Below are 17,355 nucleotides of genomic sequence, written 5' to 3'. Positions count from 1 at the left end.
GCGTGACGCAATGCGCGGCGCTCGCCCGGGAGGTGGAGTGGCGGTGCACACAATCTCGCCGCCCGCACCGCGGGGAGGACACACAAGAAGATGCCGCACTCATCCATCCGCCCGACCGGGCGATGCCGCGCCCTGGCTTGCGCCGTGGCCGTGGCGCTGTCGTCGGGCGCCATGCCCGGCCATGCCCAGCTCGCGCCGCCCGCAGACACCACCAACGCCGCGGTGCCTACCGAGGCCGTTGCCGACCGCGCGCCAGAGGCGCCGGCTGAAGCCGGCGCAGCCGTCGCACAGCCGGATGTGGCCGCTGCCGCTGCGCCAGTGCCGGCCCCGAGCGCTGACGCGCCGCGGATCGTCACGCGCGTCGTCTTCGCCCGCGACGGCCAGAAGCAGGGTATCGAGCGCCTGCATGTGGTCCGCCGCCAGAACACCATGAACAACGTGGCTGGCCAGGTAGCCCTGAACGTGGCGCTGCTCGCGCTGGGCGTGGGCGCCGCAGGCGCCGGCTTTTCCAAGACCGACCTGCTGGGCGACGACATTCCGGAACTGGCCAACGACCCGGTCGCGGTGAACCCCGGTCTGGACGACCTGCGAGATGCACTGAGCGTGATCGCGACCCGGGTCTACGCCGAACGCGCGGCCAAGGCGCAGGCCGACGCCCGCACGGATGGTTCGACGCCGGAGGAGATCAAGGCTGCAGGCGAAGTGCCCGATACCCTGGACACGCCGCTGCATCCCCGCGCCTGGCAACTGGTGTACGAGAACCTGTCCACAGACGACGGGCTGTACCGGCTGCGCTTTTCCGCGGAGATGGGGCGGGCCGGCTTCATGCGGCCGCCGATGCTGTGCGCCTACGAGTCGGAGCCGCTGAGCTGGGCCGCCTGGCGCTCCCAGAACTGGCAGCCGTTGCGCGAGGCGCGGAGCAAGGCCGTCGCCCACTGCACCGAGGTGCTGGGCGCCTTCGCCGAAAAACGCTGGTAGGCGAAGGCGCGGGGTGCGGCCACTCAGGCCGGCAGGAAGCCCTCCACCGACAGGTAGCGCTCGCCGGTGTCGTAGTTGAAGCCCAGCACCACCGCATCGGCCGGCAGCTCGGGCAGCTTCTGCGCGATGGCGGCCAGGGTGGCGCCGGAGGAGATGCCGACCAGCATGCCTTCCTCGCGGGCGCAGCGGCGGGCCATCTCGCGGGCCGGCTCGGCGTCGACCTGGATGATGCCGTCGAGCAGGTCGGTCCTCATGATCTGCGGCACGAAGCCGGCGCCGATGCCCTGGATCGGATGGGGCGCCGGGCTGCCGCCCGACAGCACGGGCGAGGCCACGGGCTCGACCGCGAAGACCTTGAGTTGGGGCCACCTCTTCTTGAGCACCTGTGCGCAGCCAGTGATGTGGCCGCCGGTGCCCACGCCGGTGATGATCGCGTCGAGGCCGCCCGGAAAGTCGGCCGCGATCTCCTCGGCGGTGGTGCGCACATGCACGTCGACGTTGGCCGGGTTGTTGAACTGCTGCGGCATCCAGGCGCCGGGCGTGCTGGCCACCAGTTCCTCCGCGCGGGCGATGGCGCCCTTCATGCCCTTTTCCTTGGGCGTCAGGTCGAAGCTCGCGCCGTAGGCCAGCATCAGGCGGCGGCGCTCGATGGACATGCTCTCGGGCATCACCAGCACCAGCTTGTAGCCCTTGACCGCCGCCACCATGGCCAGGCCGACGCCGGTGTTGCCCGAGGTGGGCTCGATGATGGTGGCGCCCGGCTTGAGCGCGCCGGACTTCTCGGCGTCCTCAATCATGGCCAGGGCGATACGGTCTTTGATGGAGCCGCCGGGGTTGCCTCGCTCGGACTTGATCCACACCTGCTGCGTGGCGTTGCCGAAGAGCTTGTTGATGCGCACGTGCGGTGTGCGGCCGATGGTGTCGAGGATGCTGCTGGCTTTCATGGCGTCGTCATCTCCTTGGAAGGTTCGGGCGGACAGGAATGGAACGGGCCATTGTGGCGAGATTCGGTGGCAGGCTCCTGTCGGCGGCTTTGCCGACGCGGCGATCACGGATAATCACGCCCGTGAAGCACGCCAGACCGCCGCTGGTGCAATCGCCGAAAGGCGGCACTGGAGGAACGTCCGGACTGCACAGGGCAGCGCAGGAGCTAACGGCTCCCCATCGCGAGGTGAGGATCAGAGCAACAGAGACGAGCCGATTCAGTTCGGGTGAAACGGGCAATCTCTGCGCGCAGCAATACCAAGTAGGTGAACGTCGAGGCGGCCCGCTGAGTTCACGGGTAGGTAGCATCGAGCCGTCCGGGTGACCGGCGGCCCAGACAGATGGCGGTCACACCGCGGGCAACCGCGGTGCACAGAATCCGGCGTATCGGCGCGCTTCACAACTTACATCCCTCGAAACGCCAGCTTGCTGGCGTTTCGTCTTTGTGGCGGCCGTGGGGCGCGCTAGAAGCGCTCGCTGGCCCGCAGCAGGCGCCACTGTCCGGGCGCCAGTCCGGCCAGCGGCACGCGGCCGATGCGCAGCCGGCGCAGGCCGACCAGCCGCAGTCCCGCGCGGTCGCACAACTCGGCGACGCGGTGGGCGTCGGCGCCGCCGATCACCAGCCGCAGTCCGGTGGTGCCGCCACCCTGGCGCGCGAGGCTGGCGGCGGCGGGGCGCAGTGCCGCCAGTTGAGCCGGCTGCGGCTCGCCCTGCACCTCGGCCAGGAACTCGTGCTCCACCAACCCCGCCTCGTCCACCAGCCGGCGCCAGACGCCGCGCACCTGCGTGTGCACGACCAGGCCGCTGGCCGCATCGCCCAGCGCGGCGGCGCAGTGCTGCTGCATGAACAGGCCCGGCGCCGTGGGCGCCTGCGGATGGGCATCGACGCGCTGGTCGACGGCCCATTCCTGGACATCGGCCGGCACGCCCGCGGGCTTGTGCCACAGCAAAGTGGCGGGAGGCAGGGGGCGCGGCTGCGCGCGTTCGTCGACCTCCACCTGCTGGCCCGGCGCGACGCGCTGCTGCGGCGCCGCGGCCGGCTGGCCATCCACGCGCACGGCGCCCTGGGCGATCAGCATCTCGGCATCGCGCCGCGAGCAGCCGCGCAGGGCCGCCACGCGCTTGGCCAAGCGCTCGCCGTCTTCGGGGGCCGGGGGGGCGGAAGGGGCCGCGCCGCGGGCTGCGTCCCTGCGTGGCGGCGCATCGTCCGGCCGGCGCGCGGCGCGCACGCGCGGTGGGCGATCGGGCGGGTTGTTCATTCGGGTGCGAAGCTGGAGGGCTGCGGCGCCGGCTCGGAGGCCCGCACCAGGATGCGCTCGATGTGCGCCTCCAGCGAGCGTGCGGCCACCGGCCACAGGTGGCGCGGCGTGTCGGCATAGGCCATCTCCAGCCAGTCCTGCGGCGTGCCGCTGGGCTTCTTGCGCATGGCGGCGGCGATCTTCGCCTCGCGCTGCAGCCGGTGGGCCTTGAGCCGGGCGATGGCGGTGCGGGCCGCGCCCAGCACATAGCCGTGGGCCGGCAGGATGTGCTCGACGTGGAAGGCCGCGCAGGCCTCGTCCAGCCGGTCCAGCGACTCGAGGTAGTCGCTCATGTTGCCGTCCGGCGGATCGATGACGGTGGTGCTGCCGTTGAGGATGTGGTCGCCCGAGAAGAGCAGGCCGTCCTCCTCCAGCACCACGCAGAGGTGGTTGGCCGCATGCCCGGGCGTGTGCAGGACGCGCAGCGTGTGTGCGACGCGCTGGCCGCTGCCGTCGTCGGCCGGGCCGCCTTCGAGCTTGAGGCTCTCGCCGTCCGCCAGGGCGCGGTCGGGCGTGAAGCGCGCGGTGGGCCGGGCGGTGGGCGCCGAGGGCAGGCCGAGGATGGGCGGGCGCTTCTCGCACAGCGCCTGCAGCGGCAGCGCGCCAGGCGAATGGTCCGCGTGCGAGTGGGTGCAGACGATGGCGCGGATGTCGCCCTGGGTGGCGCGCCAGAGCCGGCCGATGTGGTCGAAGTCGTTCGGGCCCGGGTCGATCACGATGTAGCCGCTGTCCCGGTCGCCCACGATGTAGCTGTTGGTGCCGGGGCCGGTCATCACGCTGCCGTTGGGCGCCGTGAGGCGCTGCACGTTGTGCAGCAGCGGCACGGGCGCCTCGTGCTGCCAGTCGAGCGCATGGCCGATCTGGCCGTCGGGGCAGACCAGGGCCAGCTCGCCGTAGGGCGACTCGTGCTCCATGTAGCGCGCCTCCTCGCCCTTGAGCAGGCCGGCGCGCGGGCAGCTGCTCCACAGGGGGCGCTCGCTCGCACAGGCTTCGAGCACGGCATGCACGTTGGGAAAGGTGGCCAGCCGCTGCAGCGTGCGGATGGTGGGAAAGATGATGTCGAAGCGGCCGGCGGCATGGCGCTCCAGTGCGTCGGCCGGGCGAACCCAGCTGGGCTCGAATTGCTCGGACTCGTCGGCCTGCGGCGTCTGGCCGGGCGGCATGCGGGCCACCAGGAAGAGCACGTCGAAGCGCTTGGGCAGATCGCGGTCGGTGATCCAGTGCGCGAAGGCGAACACGCGGTCGGTGGCCAGCCGCAGGCCGCGCTGCGCGCACTGCTGCGCGAAGGGCACGGCCGGCGGCGTGCTGCGGTCCATGGCGGCGACCTCGGCGGCGCTCACGGGGCGGCCATCGGCATGCTCGGCCAGCAGCACGCCCAGTTCCTCGAAGGCCTCGCGCACCGCGGCGATGGCGTGGGTGAGCTGTACCCGGGGCTGGGTGCGGCGGCGCAGAGCGATGCGGCGGGTGTCGGTGTCCTCCTCGTCCACGCGCCCGCCGGGGAAGACGTAGGCGCCAGGGGCGAAGCTGGCCGTGGCGGAGCGCCGGGTCATCAGCACCTCCATGCCCAGCTCGGTATCGCGCAACAGCAGCACGGTGGCGGCCGCCCGTGCAGGGGCCGGTTCGCGTGGGGGATGGAGTTGCTGGGAGAGCCGGGGCATCGCCGCATTATCAGCAGCGCGGTCGATGCGCGCATGCCCGTCGTCGCGGCCTTGTCGGCGCGATGGCATGATGGCCGCTTTGCCCCGAAGCCGGGCGGCATGCCCGGCTGCCGCCGGCCCCGGCCGACGGGCGCCGAGGAGAGCCGGATGGATCTGACCCGCGCCACGGACGCGCCCTGGTTGTTGCGCCGCGTGCGGCCGATGGGGGGCGCTGCGGTCGATGTGCTGGTGCAGGCGGGACGGATCGCTGCGATCGGCCCTGAACTCGCCCCACCCGCCGGCACGCCGGAAGAGGAGGGCGGCGGCGCCCTGCTGCTGCCGGGCCTGGTGGAGTCGCACACCCACCTCGACAAGACGCTGTGGGGCCTGCCCTGGTACCGCAACGCGGTGGGCCACCGGCTGATCGACCGCATCGACAACGAGCGCGAATTCCGCGCCGCCAGCGGCCACGACGCCGCCACACAGTCGATGCGGCTGGCGCGCGCCTTCCTGGCGACCGGCACCACGCGGCTGCGCAGCCACGTGGACATCGATACCCAGGCCGGCCTGCGCCACCTGGCCGGCGTGCAGCGCACCGCCGCGGCGCTCGCGCCCTGGCTGCAGATCCAGACCGTGGCCTTCCCGCAGTCCGGTCTGCTCGGGCGACCCGGTACGGCCGACCTGCTGGATGCGGCGATGGCCGAGGGGGTCGACGTGCTGGGCGGGCTGGATCCCTGCGCCATAGACGGCGACCCGGTGCGTTCCCTCGATGTGCTCTTCGGCCTGGCCGACCGCCATGGCAAGCCGCTGGACATCCACCTGCACGAGCCCGGCGCCATGGGCGCCTTCTCGCTAGGGCTGATCCTGGAGCGCACCGCTGCCCTCGGCATGCAGGGCCGCGTCGCGGTGAGCCATGCGTTCTGCCTGGGCGATCTGCCCGCGGCCGAAGTGCAGTCCCTGCTGGCGCGGCTGGCCGAGCTGGACGTGGCCCTCATCACCAGCGCGCCGCCTTCGCGGTCCGTGCCGCCGCTGTTGGCGGCCCGCGCCGCGGGCGTGACTGTGGCGGGCGGCAACGATGGCATTCGCGACACCTGGACGCCCTATGGCCGTCCCGACATGCTGGCGCGCGCCATGCAGATCGGGCTGCGCTACAACCTCCGCCGCGACGACGAGATCGATGAGGCGCTGGATTGCGTCACCGCGGCCGGCGCGCGGGCCTGCGGCTTCGCGGCCTACGGGTTGGCACCTGGCTGCCGGGCCGACCTGGTGCTCGTCGAGGCCGAGACGGCGGCCGAGGCGGTCGTGGCCCAGCCGCGGCGCCGGCTGGTGGTGGCGGGTGGGCAGATCGTCGCGCGTGGGGGCGAAGTGCTGGCCGGACTTCCCGAAGGCTGAGGCCGCTCGCTGGCGTCGCTGTCGATGTCCCTGCGCGCTGCGGGGGCCGCGTCCGCCTCGGGCCGCCGCCGATAATCCGCCGATGCGAATCCGCTTCACCAAGATGCAGGGCGCGGGCAACGACTTCGTCGTGCTCGACGAGACCGCCGGCCCCCTCGGCCTGACGCCCGGCCAGTACCGATTCCTGGCCGACCGCCATTTCGGCGTCGGCGCCGACCAGATCCTGAGCGTGCGGCCCTCGCCCGCCGCGGGCGTGGACTTCCAGTACGTGATCCACAACGCCGATGGCGGCGAAGTCGAGCAATGCGGCAACGGTGCGCGCTGCTTCATGCGCTTCGTGCGCGAGCGTGGCCTGACCGACAGGGACGTGGTGCGGGTGCAGACGCTGTCGGGCGTGATCGCCCCACGCATGACGGCCGACGGCCGCGTCACCGTCGACATGGGCCCGCCGGTCTTCGAGCCGGCCCGCGTGCCCTTCGACACCGCGGGCCTCGATCCGCAACCCGACGGCACCTGGCACACCTGGCACCTGGCGCTCTCCACCGAGGCGGACGGGCCCATCGTGCCAGTGGCCGTGCTTTCCATGGGCAACCCGCATGCCGTGCAATTGGTCGACGACGTCGAGACCGCGCCGGTGGCCGAGCAGGGCCCGCGCATCGAGCACCATCCGCGCTTTCCGCAGCGGGTCAACGCTGGCTTCCTGCAGGTGGTGGACCGCACGCACGTGCGCCTGCGCGTGTTCGAGCGCGGCGCCGGCGAGACGCTGGCCTGCGGCACCGGCGCCTGCGCGGCGGTGGTGGCCGGCATCCGCCTCGGGCGGCTGGACCGCCGCGTCGACGTCGAGACCCGCGGCGGCATCCTCACCATCGAATGGGCGGGTGGCGAGGCCGACCCGGTGCTGATGACCGGTCCGGCCGTCACCGTCTTCGCGGGCGAGATCGACGTGCCCGACGAACTCTGACGCTTTTCTCTTCTTTTTTTGGTGCGGCGCCGACGGCCCGCATCCACCGACCGCCTGCCGCCATGAACCCCATCACCGAAGACGACATCGCCAACTACCTGGCCAACACGCCCGACTTCTTCGAGCGCCATGCCCAACTGCTGGCCGAGGTGCAGCTGACCAGTCCGCACGGCCAGCGCGCCGTCAGCCTGCAGGAGCGCCAGGCCGAGATGCTGCGCGAGAAGATCAAGGCGCTGGAGCACCGCATCATGGACATGGTGCGCCACGGCACCGAGAACGTGGTCACGGCCGACCGGCTGCAGCGCTGGACGCTCTCGCTGCTCACCTGGCGCGACCTGCGCGGCCTGCCCTGGGAAATCATCAAGGGCCTGCACCAGCAGTTCATGGTGCCGCAGACGGCCATCAAGCTCTGGGACCTCGACCCGGCCTACGCCGCAGAGGGCTACACCCAGGGCGTGAGCGACGACGTGAAGGCCCTGGCCACCTCGCTGACCACGCCCTACATCGGCCTGAACGCCGGCTTCGAGGCCACGGCCTGGCTCAACGAGCCGCAGCAGGCCCAGTCGCTGGCGTTGATCCCGCTGCGCACCGCCGCCGACGCGCCGGCCTTCGGCCTGCTGGTGCTGGCCTCGCCCGATCCGCAGCGCTACAACGCGGAAATGGGCACGGACTTCCTGGAGCGCATCGCCCAGTTGGCCTCGGCAGCGCTGTCGCGCCTGCGCGCTTGAGGTATCCGGCGCGCGGTGGAGGCTGGCGTCGGGTGGGGCTCGTCCTTGCCGTCCTGGGCCTGGTGTCGGGCGGGGCGATCCACGTCATGGTGACGCGCCACGGCGCGCACGTGCTGGCGAACCCGCCCGCGCAGGACGCCGATGCCGCGCTGGTGCTGGGCAACCGGGCCTTCCTCGACGGCGCGCCCAACCCCTGCCTCGCGTCGCGTGTCGATGCCGCGGTGGCGCTCGCGCAAGCGGGTCGCGTGAAGCTGCTGGTGATGAGCGGCGGCGTGGACCATGAAGATGGCCGCATCGAGGCCGATGCCATGGAGGGTCTGGCCCGCGCGGCGGGCTACACCGGCCCGGTGCTGCGCGAGTCCGCCTCGCAGTCGACACGCGAAAACCTGCGGCTGTCGCGGCCCCTGCTCGAAGCGGCGGGCGTGCGGCGCGTGATCGTCGTCACCGAGCCCTCGCACCTCTGGCGTACCCGCCAACTGGCGCGCGGCAGCGGCTTCGAGTCCGCCTTCGACGTGCAGTACGCCGCCGCCCTCGCGCCCTGCCGGCGCTGGGACCGCGCCGCGCGCGCATCGCTGCGCGAGGTGGCGGCGGTCGTCAACAATGCCCTCCGTGGTGACTACTGATCCTTCGTCCGCTGCGGACGCCGACCGTGCCCTGGTCGATCGCTACCTCGCCCATGTGCGGGTGGAGCGCCGGCTGGCCGAGCGCACGGTCGAGCTGTATGCGCTGCACCTGGCCGAGCTGCTGCAGCGCGCGGCCGATGCCGGCCTGCCGCTTCAGCGCGTGGCCACCGCCCACATCCGCCGCTGGATGGCCCAGCTGCATGGCGCCGGACGGGCGCCGCGCGGCATCGCGCTGGTGCTGTCGTGCTGGCGCAGCTTCTACCGCTGGCTGGGCCGCGAGGGCCTGGTGCCGGGCAACCCGGTGCAGGACGTGCATGCGCCCAAGGCGCCGCGGCCGCTGCCGAAGGCGCTGGGCGTGGACGATGCTGTGCGCCTGGCCGAGCACCAGCAGCCCGAGGCCGATGCCTGGACCGAGGCGCGCGACCGCGCCATCGTCGAACTGCTCTACGGCTGCGGCCTGCGCGTGAGCGAGCTCACCGGCCTGGACCGCGATCCTTCCGCCGAGGCGCGCGGCTGGCTCGACCTGCCCTCGGCCGAGGTGCATGTGCTCGGCAAGGGCGGCAAGCGGCGCAGTGTGCCGATGGGCGGCCCGGCCGTGCAGGCCGTGGGCGCCTGGCTGGCGCAGCGCGCGCTGCGGCCGGTCGATTCGCCCGCGCTCTTCGTCGGCCTGCGCGGCGGCCGCTTCGGGCCGCAGGCTGTCTGGCAGATGCTACGCGCCCGCGGCATCCAGGCCGGCGTGGCCGCGCCGGTGCATCCGCACATGCTGCGCCATTCCTTCGCCAGTCACCTGCTGCAATCCAGCGGCGACCTGCGCGCCGTGCAGGAGCTGCTGGGCCACGCGAGCATTTCCACCACCCAGATCTACACGCGGCTGGACTTCCAGCACCTGGCCCGCATCTACGACGCCGCGCACCCGCGGGCGCATGCGCGCACCGGCCGCGACGACGAGAAGAAACCCGACACCCCATGAAAGTCCTGCGCCTCAAGCCCGGCAAGGAGCGCTCGCTCCAGCGCCGCCACCCCTGGATCTTCGACGCCGCCATCGCCAAGGGCGGCGGCGATGCGGGCGAGACGGTGCGCATCGAATCGCACGACGGCCGTTTTCTGGCCTGGGCGGCGTGCAGCCCGGCCTCCAAGATCCGCGCCCGCGCCTGGAGCTTCGACGAGGGCCAGCGCATCGACGCCGCATTCTTCGCCGCCCGCTGCCAGGCCGCCGTGCAGGCGCGCGGGCTCTTCGACATCGCCAGCGACGGCCAGCGCCTGGTGCATGGCGAGGCCGATGGCCTGCCCGGCCTGATCGTGGACCGCTATGGCGACACGCTGGTGGCGCAGTTCCTGTCGGCCGGCGTCGAGCGCTGGAAGGCCGTGCTGGCCGATGCGCTGTTGGCCGCCACCGGCCTCACGAAGCTCTACGAACGCTCGGACGCCAGTGGCCGCGAGCGCGAGGGGCTGCCTGCGGTCAGTGGCTGGCTGCGCGGCGAAGGCCCGACCGAGATCACCATCCAGGAGCACGGCTGGCGCCTGAGCCTGGACGTGGCCACCGGCCACAAGACCGGCTTCTACCTCGACCAGCGCGACAGCCGCCGCCGCTTCTCGGAGCTGGCGCGGCACCGCCGCTTCGCCCGCGTGCTCAACTGCTATTGCTACACGGGCGGCTTCACCGTCGCTGCGGCGCATGGGCTGGCGGCGGCCGGCGCGCTGGAGGGCGCCGAGCTGGTGTCGGTCGACTCCTCGCAGCCGGCGCTGGACCGGGCGCGGGCGCACCTCGCACTGAACGGCTTCGAGGCGGCCAAGGCCCAGTTCCTGGATGCCGACGTCAACCAGACGTTGCGCCGTTTCATCGACGAGGGCCGGCAGTTCGACGCCATCGTGCTCGACCCGCCCAAGTTCGCACCCACCGTCGCGCATGCCGATCGCGCCGCCCGCGCCTACAAGGACATCAACCGGCTGGCCCTCAAGCTGCTGCCGCCGGGCGGCGTGCTGCTGACCTTCTCGTGCTCGGGCGGGATCGGCGCCGACCTGTTCCACAAGATCGTGGCCTCGGCCGGCATCGACGCCGGCGTGGACGGCTACATCGCCGAGCGCCTGGGCGCGGCGCCCGACCATCCCATGACCATCGAGTTCCCGGAGGGCGAGTACCTCAAGGGCCTGGTGGTGGTGCGCAAGTAGCCGCACCCGCAAAGAGCGCCGGCCGGCCGAGTTTTTGCGGCCGGCCTAAACTTTCGCCCCTTCCCCGTTTCCACCGTCGTCCCGACATTCCCGGAGCGTTTCCATGGCCCTCATTCCCGCCACCATCCTCACCGGCTTCCTCGGCTCCGGCAAGACCACCCTGCTCAAGCGCGTGCTGACCGAGTCGCACGGCCACAAGATCGCCGTCATCGAGAACGAGTTCGGCGAGGAGAACATCGACTCCGACATCCTGGTCACCGAGTCGAAGGAGCAGATCGTGCAGATGAGCAACGGCTGCGTCTGCTGCACCATCCGCGAGGACCTGCGCGAGGCGCTGCAGCTGCTGGCCGCCAAGCGCCGCAAGGGCCTGCTGGACTTCGACCGCGTGATCATCGAGACCACCGGCCTGGCCGACCCCGGGCCCGTCGCCCAGACCTTCTTCATGGACGACGAGATCGCCGAGAGCTACCTGCTCGATTCCATCGTCACGCTGGTCGATGCCAAGCATGCCGCGCAGCAGCTCAACGACCGGCAGGAGGCCCGCCGCCAGGTGGGCTTCGCCGACCAGATCTTCCTGTCCAAGACCGACCTGGTGAGCGCCGAGGACGCCGACGCGCTGATCCACCGCCTCAAGCACATGAACCCGCGCGCGCCCATCGAAAAGGCGCATTTCGGCGAGGTGGCCATCGCCAAGGTGCTCGATCTGCGCGGCTTCAACCTCAACGCCAAGCTCGACATCGACCCTGACTTCCTGAAGGCGGACGACCACGATCACGCGCATGATCATCACGACCATGACCACGAACATGGCGAGCACTGCGACCATCCCTCGCACCAGCACGACCATGGCCACGGCCACCACCACCATGTGGACGACGACGTCAAGAGCTTCGTCTACCGCGCCACGCGGCCCTTCGACCCGGCGCGGCTGGAGGACTTCCTGGGCGCCATCGTCAACATCTACGGCCCGCGCATGCTGCGCTACAAGGGCGTGCTCGACATGAATGGCACCCAACGCAAGGTGATCTTCCAGGGCGTGCACCAGCTCATGGGCAGCGACCTCGGCCCCGAATGGGGCGAGGGCGAGACGCGCGAGAGTCGGATGGTGTTCATCGGGATCGATCTGCCCCGCGACATCCTGGAGCAGGGCCTGGATCAATGCCTGGTGTAGGACGTTCGCGCTAGGCCGATCGCCGTCACCTTTTTACAGGGTGCTTTCTCTATACAATCGCGCGCCTGTTGCGGTCCGCCACCCTCGGCGCTGCCCGTCAGGCAGGGAAGACCGCAGCCAGTGAAGGAGCCCGCCACGTGAAGAAAACCGCCCCGGCCAGCGCCGGCCTCGATGCCAAGACGCCGGTCGCCGTCGATGCAGTGCCGTCCCCCGATGCGCTGCCTCCGCGGGCGCGTCCTTCGGCCCGGTTGTCGCAATTGACCGTTCCGTCCATGCCTCAGGCGGTGGCCTCCACCGCACCCAAGGCCAGTTTCTCAACGACCATGTCCACGGCCCTCGTTCCCCCGCCCCTCCTGTCCGTCAAGAAGGACCCCAAGCTCGCGAACAACTGGAAGACCAAGCCGGTCGAGGAGCTGACCGATGCCGAAGTCATCGCGATGCCCGACAGCGAGTACATGAACGACACGCAGCTGGCCTTCTTCAAGCTCAAGCTGCAGCAGCTCAAGCAGGGCATCCTCGACAACGCCGGCGAGACGACCGAGCACCTGCGCGAGGACACCGTGGTCGTGCCCGATCCGGCCGACCGCGCCACCATCGAGGAAGAGCACGCCCTGGAGCTGCGCACCCGCGACCGCGAGCGCAAGCTGCTCAAGAAGATCGAGCAGTCCATCGCCCGCATCGACGCTGGCGACTACGGCTACTGCGACGAGACCGGCGAGCCCATCGGCGTCGGCCGCCTGCTGGCCCGCCCGACGGCCACGCTCTCGCTCGAGGCGCAGCAGCGCCGCGAGCTCAAGCAGAAGATGTTCGGCGACTGAGTTCGCACGGCGGCCGGGCCGGGTCCGGCCTGCGCAGCCCGCAACGCCAGCCTTCACCCACTTTCTCGCAGCACGGGGCATGTCCAAGGACGACGCGGGAGGCCTGTTCTCCAAGGTCGCCAAGTTCGTGCGTAACCCGCTCAAGGACTGGTCCGAGCTCGAAGGCACGCCCGGCGCGGGTGCCTCCGATTTCGGCTACAGCCGGGAGGCGCTCAAGGAGCTCATGGAGCGTCGGCAGCGCAACGACTTCGTGCGCCGGCGCGAGTTCGACATGCTGCGCAAGCTGCGTCAGCGCGGCGGCACCGAAGATCCCGGCAACATCTCCTCGTCGCTGCCCTCCAGCGACCGCATGACCGACCGGCGTGCGCTCACGCTGCGCAAGATCGACGAGATCGAGGCGCAGATGTCCCAGCAGTGGTGGACCTCCGAATCCGCCGCCACCGTCCCCGATGGCGCAGACATGGCGCCGGCCGGCACCCCTGCGGTGGATGCCTCTTTGGCCGAGCACCACGCGCGCGCCTATGCCGATACCGCGCCGGTCGTGCCGACCGACCTGCAGCCGCCGCGTGAGGCCATGGCGCCGGCGGCGCCCGAAGTGCTGCTGCCTTCCTTCTCCACGCACCGGCCGGCGTACACCGCGGCGCCGCGCCTGGCCTTCGACACGCCCCTCGAAGAAGCGGCCGTCCGCTTCGCCCAGGGCGATGACCCCGGCGCCGAAAGCGCGCTGCGGCAGGCCCTGGTGCCCGGCAGCGCCTTTGCCGACCAACTCCAGACCTGGCGCGCCCTGCTCGACTTCTATCGCGCCACGGGCGACGCGGAGCGCTTTGCCGAGGCGGCCGCCCCCTATGCGGAGCGCTTCGGCCTGCCGGCACCGGCCTGGGTGTCGCTGCGGACGCTGGCGCGGGATGCGCGCACGGGCGAGGTGGCGCAACGCCTGGATGCACGCACGGAGACCGACTGGCAGGCGCCCGCCCGGTTGGACCGCCCGGCCCTGCTGGCGCTCACGCAGGCCCTGTCGCGGGCGAAGGGCAGCGTCTGGCGCCTGGACTGGCGCGGCCTCGGCCAGATCGAGGCAGATGCCGTGCAGCCGCTCACGACGCTGGTCACGCACTGGGCGCTCTCGCCGGTGCAGATGGGTTTCCTGGGCACCGATGAGCTGCTGGCGGTGCTGGCCGCCGCCACCCCGCTGGGTGAGCGCGGCGTCGACGCCGGCTGGTGGAGCCTGCACCTGGCCGTCCTTCGCCTGCTCAATCGCCTGGACGACTTCGAGCTGGTGGCCCTCAACTACTGCATCACCTACGAGATCACGCCGCCCTCGTGGCAGGCGCCGCGCGGCACCGTGGCGGAGATGGGCGACGCGGGACTGTCCAGCACCCGTGCCGCGCTGGATCCGGCGGCGGCGCGGGGCGCCTTCCTGGCCGGCGAGCTCGCGGGGGCCGACAGCCTGCCCTGGTCCAGGATCGAGGAGGCGCTCGACCGGGCCGGTGCAGGCCCCGAGATCGACTGCGCCGCGCTGGTACGCATGGATCTGGCGGCCGCCGAGGCCCTGCGTGCCCGGCTGGGTGCCCGGCCGGGCCTGCGGCTGCTGGCGGTGCATGGGGTGCTGGCCGAGTTCCTGCGGCTCACCGGGGTGGATCGCTGCGCCGTGGTCGTGCCCCGCGCGGGCTGACGGTCTGGGCCTGGACGCGGCGGCCAGAGCTGCGCCGGCAGAAAAAATCCCGCGCCGCCCTTGTGCAGCCCCGGAACGCCCCCAGGTGGCTGCGATGGAACAATTTCATGGAACCACCATCGTCAGCGTGCGCCGTAGCACGCCGCAGGGCGAGCAGGTCGCCATCGGCGGCGACGGCCAGGTGACGCTGGGCAACATCGTCTTCAAGGGTTCGGCGCGCAAGGTACGCCGGCTCTACCAGGGCAAGGTGATTGCCGGGTTCGCGGGTGCCACGGCCGATGCCTTTACGCTGTTCGAGCGCTTCGAGGCCAAGCTGGAGAAGCACCAGGGCCAACTCTCCCGCGCCGCCATCGAGCTGACCAAGGACTGGCGCACCGACCGCGTCCTGCGGCGCCTGGAGGCGATGCTGGCGGTGGCCGACCGCTCCACCTCGCTCATCATCACCGGCAACGGCGACGTGCTGGAGCCCGAGCAGGGCATCGTGGCCATCGGGTCGGGCGGTGCCTATGCCCACTCGGCGGCCAAGGCGCTGATCGAGAACACCGAGCTGTCGGCCGAGGATGTGGTGCGCAAGTCGCTGGAGATCGCCGGCCAGCTGTGCATCTACACCAACATGCACCACACGATAGAAACACTTTGACCACCCCCAGGCTGCGCGCTTCGCGCTCCGCCAACCCCCTGCGAGGGGGCGCCGCTGGCGGCCTGGCGAAGTCAGTTCCGCGGCGGCCGCTGGCGTGGCCTGCTCCGCGGCCGTCTGACCGCGCCAAGGCGCATCTTCTTCCGTGCCGTGTGCGGCGCGTGCTTCATTGAATGGATAGGAACCCGATGTCCGCCATGACCCCCCAGGAAATCGTGTCCGAGCTGGACAACCACATCGTCGGCCAGAAGGAGGCCAAGCGGGCCGTGGCGATCGCGCTGCGCAACCGCTGGCGCCGCCAGCAGGTCGACGAGAAGCTTCGGCCGGAGATCACGCCCAAGAACATCCTCATGATCGGCCCCACCGGCGTGGGCAAGACCGAGATCGCCCGCCGGCTGGCCCGGCTGGCCGACGCGCCCTTCATCAAGGTCGAGGCCACCAAGTTCACCGAGGTGGGCTACGTGGGCAAGGACGTGGATTCGATCATCCGCGACCTGGCCGAGGTCTCGGTCAAGCGCACGCGCGAGGCCGAGGTGGCCAAGGTGCGGGTGCGGGCCGAGGACGCGGCCGAGGAGCGCATCCTCGACGCCCTGCTGCCCGCCGCCCGCGATGCCGAAGGCCGCGCGGTGGCCAGCGACAGCGGAAACGCCACCCGCCAAGCCTTCCGCAAGAAGCTGCGCGAGAAGGAGCTGGACGACAAGGAGATCGAGATCGAGGTGGCCGAGGCGCGGCCCGCGATGGAGATCATGGGCCCCGCCGGCATGGAGGAGATGGCGGAGCAGCTGCGCGGCATGTTCAGTCAGCTGGGCCAGGGCCGTCGCAAGACGCGCAAGCTCAAGATCGCCGAGGCGCTGCGCCTGCTGACCGAGGAAGAGGCCGGCAAGCTGCTGAACGAGGAGGAGATCCGTGCCCAGGCGCTGGTCAACGCCGAGCAGAACGGCATCGTCTTCATCGACGAGATCGACAAGGTGGCCACCCGCAGCGAGGCGCAGGGTGCCGACGTCTCCCGCCAGGGCGTGCAGCGCGACCTGCTGCCGCTGGTGGAAGGCACCGCCGTCACCACCAAGTACGGCGTGGTGCGCACCGACCATATCCTGTTCATCGCCAGCGGCGCCTTCCACCTGGCCAAGCCCAGCGATCTGATCCCGGAGCTGCAGGGCCGTCTGCCGATCCGCGTCGAGCTGCAGTCGCTGTCGGTGGCGGATTTCGAAAGCATCCTCACGCAGACTCGCGCCTCCCTCGTCAAGCAGTACGAGGCGCTGCTGGCCACCGAGGGCGTGACGCTCGCCTTCACGCCCGACGGCATCACCCGGCTGGCGACCATCGCCTTCGAGGTGAACGAGCGCACCGAGAACATCGGCGCGCGGCGCCTGTCGACCGTGATGGAGCGGCTGCTGGACGAGGTGAGCTTCGACGCGGCCAAGCTCTCGGGCCAGACGGTGAGCATCGATGCCGCCTATGTGGATGCGCGGCTGGACATGCTCAGCAAAGACGAGGACCTGTCGCGTTTCATTCTCTGAGCGCGCGAAAGACTCTTGACAGTTCGACGGCCCGGGGTGGCAACGCCCCGGGCCGTTGCCTTTTGATGCAGGCCTGGGCCTACACCAGCTAACGCGGAACTTCCACTGTGATAGCTAAGTGCTTCATCAGCAAAGAGAAATGAGGGCCGAAGCCGCAGGAAAGTTGTGCTCTAAGTCCTTGATTCCATTACAAAAAATACCTCGTAACAGTCGATTGGCGGCAGGTGTTTCCTGCTACAGTGCAAAAAAGTGCAGGAAAGTGGGAAAACGTGGGTTAGGTCCCGTCCTACTCGGCAGTTCGCCGGCCGCTTTTTCGGGAGTTATGGGTTCGTGTTTCAGGGCACGTCATCGCTGAATCTGGATGCCAAGGGGCGGCTGTCGATGCCTGCCCGGTATCTGGACGCCCTGCGCACGGAGGCCGGTGGCCAGATCACCGTGACCCGCAATCCCGACGGTGGCCTGAACCTGTACCCTCGCCCGGTGTGGGAAGAGGCGCGCGCCAGCCTGGCGGCGCTGCCGTCCTCCGAGCAATGGCTCAAGCGCTTCTACCTGGGCAGCGCCTCCGACGTGGAACTCGACGGCACCGGCCGTGTGCTGATCTCGCCCGAGCTGCGTGAGCTCGCGGGCATCACCCGCGACGTGCTGCTGCTCGGCGTGGGCCACCGCTTCGAGCTGTGGGACAAGGCGGCCTATCAGGCCAAGGAAGCCGCGGAGATGATGGAGAACATCCGCAACTCCGAGGCGGCCCGGATGCTCAAGCTGTGACCCAG

General features: G+C 70.8%; 16 protein-coding genes and 1 other RNA gene. 14 read left to right on the top strand and 3 right to left on the bottom strand.

The features are described from left to right. Window positions 1-90 precede the first annotated feature (90 nt). Entirely contained in the window at window positions 91-978 is an 888-nt protein-coding gene (locus tag ABIC63_RS09745) for a hypothetical protein (protein ID WP_294373539.1), read from the top strand. A 23-nt stretch (window positions 979-1,001) separates the two neighbouring features. Here ABIC63_RS09745 and cysK read toward each other — a convergent pair whose 3' ends face one another. After that, window positions 1,002-1,922, bottom strand: coding sequence for a cysteine synthase A (gene cysK / locus ABIC63_RS09740; RefSeq protein ID WP_354319589.1), 921 nt, complete (start codon window positions 1,920-1,922; stop codon window positions 1,002-1,004). Window positions 1,923-2,046: 124 nt separating this feature from the next. On the opposite strand from cysK, the gene rnpB reads away from it, so the two are divergent. After that, an RNA gene (gene rnpB / locus ABIC63_RS09735) (RNase P RNA component class A) lies at window positions 2,047-2,365 on the top strand. Window positions 2,366-2,426: 61 nt separating this feature from the next. Here the strand turns inward: rnpB and ABIC63_RS09730 are convergent. Then, window positions 2,427-3,221, bottom strand: a complete 795-nt coding sequence (locus tag ABIC63_RS09730; protein ID WP_294373509.1) for a S4 domain-containing protein — start codon at window positions 3,219-3,221, stop codon at window positions 2,427-2,429. Further along, entirely contained in the window at window positions 3,218-4,918 is a 1,701-nt protein-coding gene (locus tag ABIC63_RS09725) for an MBL fold metallo-hydrolase (RefSeq protein ID WP_294373507.1), read from the bottom strand. The genes ABIC63_RS09730 and ABIC63_RS09725 overlap by 4 nt, the downstream gene beginning before the upstream one ends. 147 nt (window positions 4,919-5,065) lie before the next feature. Between ABIC63_RS09725 and ABIC63_RS09720 the strand changes: the two genes are divergently transcribed. The 12 genes from ABIC63_RS09720 (at window position 5,066) to mraZ (ending at window position 17,350) form a co-directional block, all read left to right on the top strand. Then, on the top strand, window positions 5,066-6,289 hold the full coding sequence (locus ABIC63_RS09720; RefSeq protein ID WP_354319588.1) for an amidohydrolase family protein: 1,224 nt from the start codon (window positions 5,066-5,068) through the stop codon (window positions 6,287-6,289). 82 nt (window positions 6,290-6,371) lie between these two features. Further along, window positions 6,372-7,250: a diaminopimelate epimerase gene (dapF, locus tag ABIC63_RS09715; protein WP_354319587.1), complete on the top strand. Its 879-nt coding sequence runs from the start codon at window positions 6,372-6,374 to the stop codon at window positions 7,248-7,250. Window positions 7,251-7,312: 62 nt separating this feature from the next. Then, complete coding sequence (locus ABIC63_RS09710; RefSeq protein WP_114801339.1) at window positions 7,313-7,978, top strand: DUF484 family protein; 666 nt, start codon at window positions 7,313-7,315, stop codon at window positions 7,976-7,978. A 32-nt stretch (window positions 7,979-8,010) separates the two neighbouring features. Continuing rightward, complete coding sequence (locus ABIC63_RS09705; protein WP_354319586.1) at window positions 8,011-8,601, top strand: YdcF family protein; 591 nt, start codon at window positions 8,011-8,013, stop codon at window positions 8,599-8,601. Continuing rightward, window positions 8,579-9,571, top strand: coding sequence for a tyrosine recombinase XerC (locus tag ABIC63_RS09700; RefSeq protein WP_502935862.1), 993 nt, complete (start codon window positions 8,579-8,581; stop codon window positions 9,569-9,571). Before ABIC63_RS09705 ends, ABIC63_RS09700 begins: the two co-directional genes overlap by 23 nt. Next, entirely contained in the window at window positions 9,568-10,770 is a 1,203-nt protein-coding gene (locus ABIC63_RS09695; RefSeq protein WP_354319584.1) for a class I SAM-dependent rRNA methyltransferase, read from the top strand. The genes ABIC63_RS09700 and ABIC63_RS09695 overlap by 4 nt, the downstream gene beginning before the upstream one ends. A gap of 103 nt (window positions 10,771-10,873) precedes the next feature. Beyond that, the gene (locus ABIC63_RS09690) at window positions 10,874-11,941 is read left to right on the top strand and encodes a CobW family GTP-binding protein (RefSeq protein WP_354319583.1); all 1,068 of its coding nucleotides are present in this window, start codon (window positions 10,874-10,876) and stop codon (window positions 11,939-11,941) included. 200 nt (window positions 11,942-12,141) lie between these two features. Continuing rightward, a complete protein-coding gene (dksA, locus tag ABIC63_RS09685) occupies window positions 12,142-12,759 on the top strand; it encodes an RNA polymerase-binding protein DksA (RefSeq protein WP_043117155.1) in 618 nt (205 codons plus the stop codon). A 79-nt stretch (window positions 12,760-12,838) separates the two neighbouring features. Then, window positions 12,839-14,428 carry a hypothetical protein gene (locus tag ABIC63_RS09680; protein ID WP_294373483.1) on the top strand — a complete coding sequence of 530 codons (1,590 nt, stop codon included), beginning with the start codon at window positions 12,839-12,841 and terminating at the stop codon, window positions 14,426-14,428. A 94-nt stretch (window positions 14,429-14,522) separates the two neighbouring features. Beyond that, complete coding sequence (gene hslV, locus ABIC63_RS09675; protein WP_354319582.1) at window positions 14,523-15,068, top strand: ATP-dependent protease subunit HslV; 546 nt, start codon at window positions 14,523-14,525, stop codon at window positions 15,066-15,068. A gap of 185 nt (window positions 15,069-15,253) precedes the next feature. Beyond that, a complete protein-coding gene (gene hslU / locus ABIC63_RS09670) occupies window positions 15,254-16,585 on the top strand; it encodes an ATP-dependent protease ATPase subunit HslU (RefSeq protein ID WP_294373478.1) in 1,332 nt (443 codons plus the stop codon). A 330-nt stretch (window positions 16,586-16,915) separates the two neighbouring features. After that, complete coding sequence (gene mraZ / locus ABIC63_RS09665; protein WP_076510862.1) at window positions 16,916-17,350, top strand: division/cell wall cluster transcriptional repressor MraZ; 435 nt, start codon at window positions 16,916-16,918, stop codon at window positions 17,348-17,350. Window positions 17,351-17,355 lie beyond the last annotated feature (5 nt).

The organism is Pseudacidovorax sp. 1753 (genome assembly GCF_040544975.1).
GTDB lineage: Bacteria > Pseudomonadota > Gammaproteobacteria > Burkholderiales > Burkholderiaceae_C > Xenophilus.
Note: the sequence above shows the minus strand (reverse complement) of the source record. Positions and strands in the feature narration are given on the sequence as shown.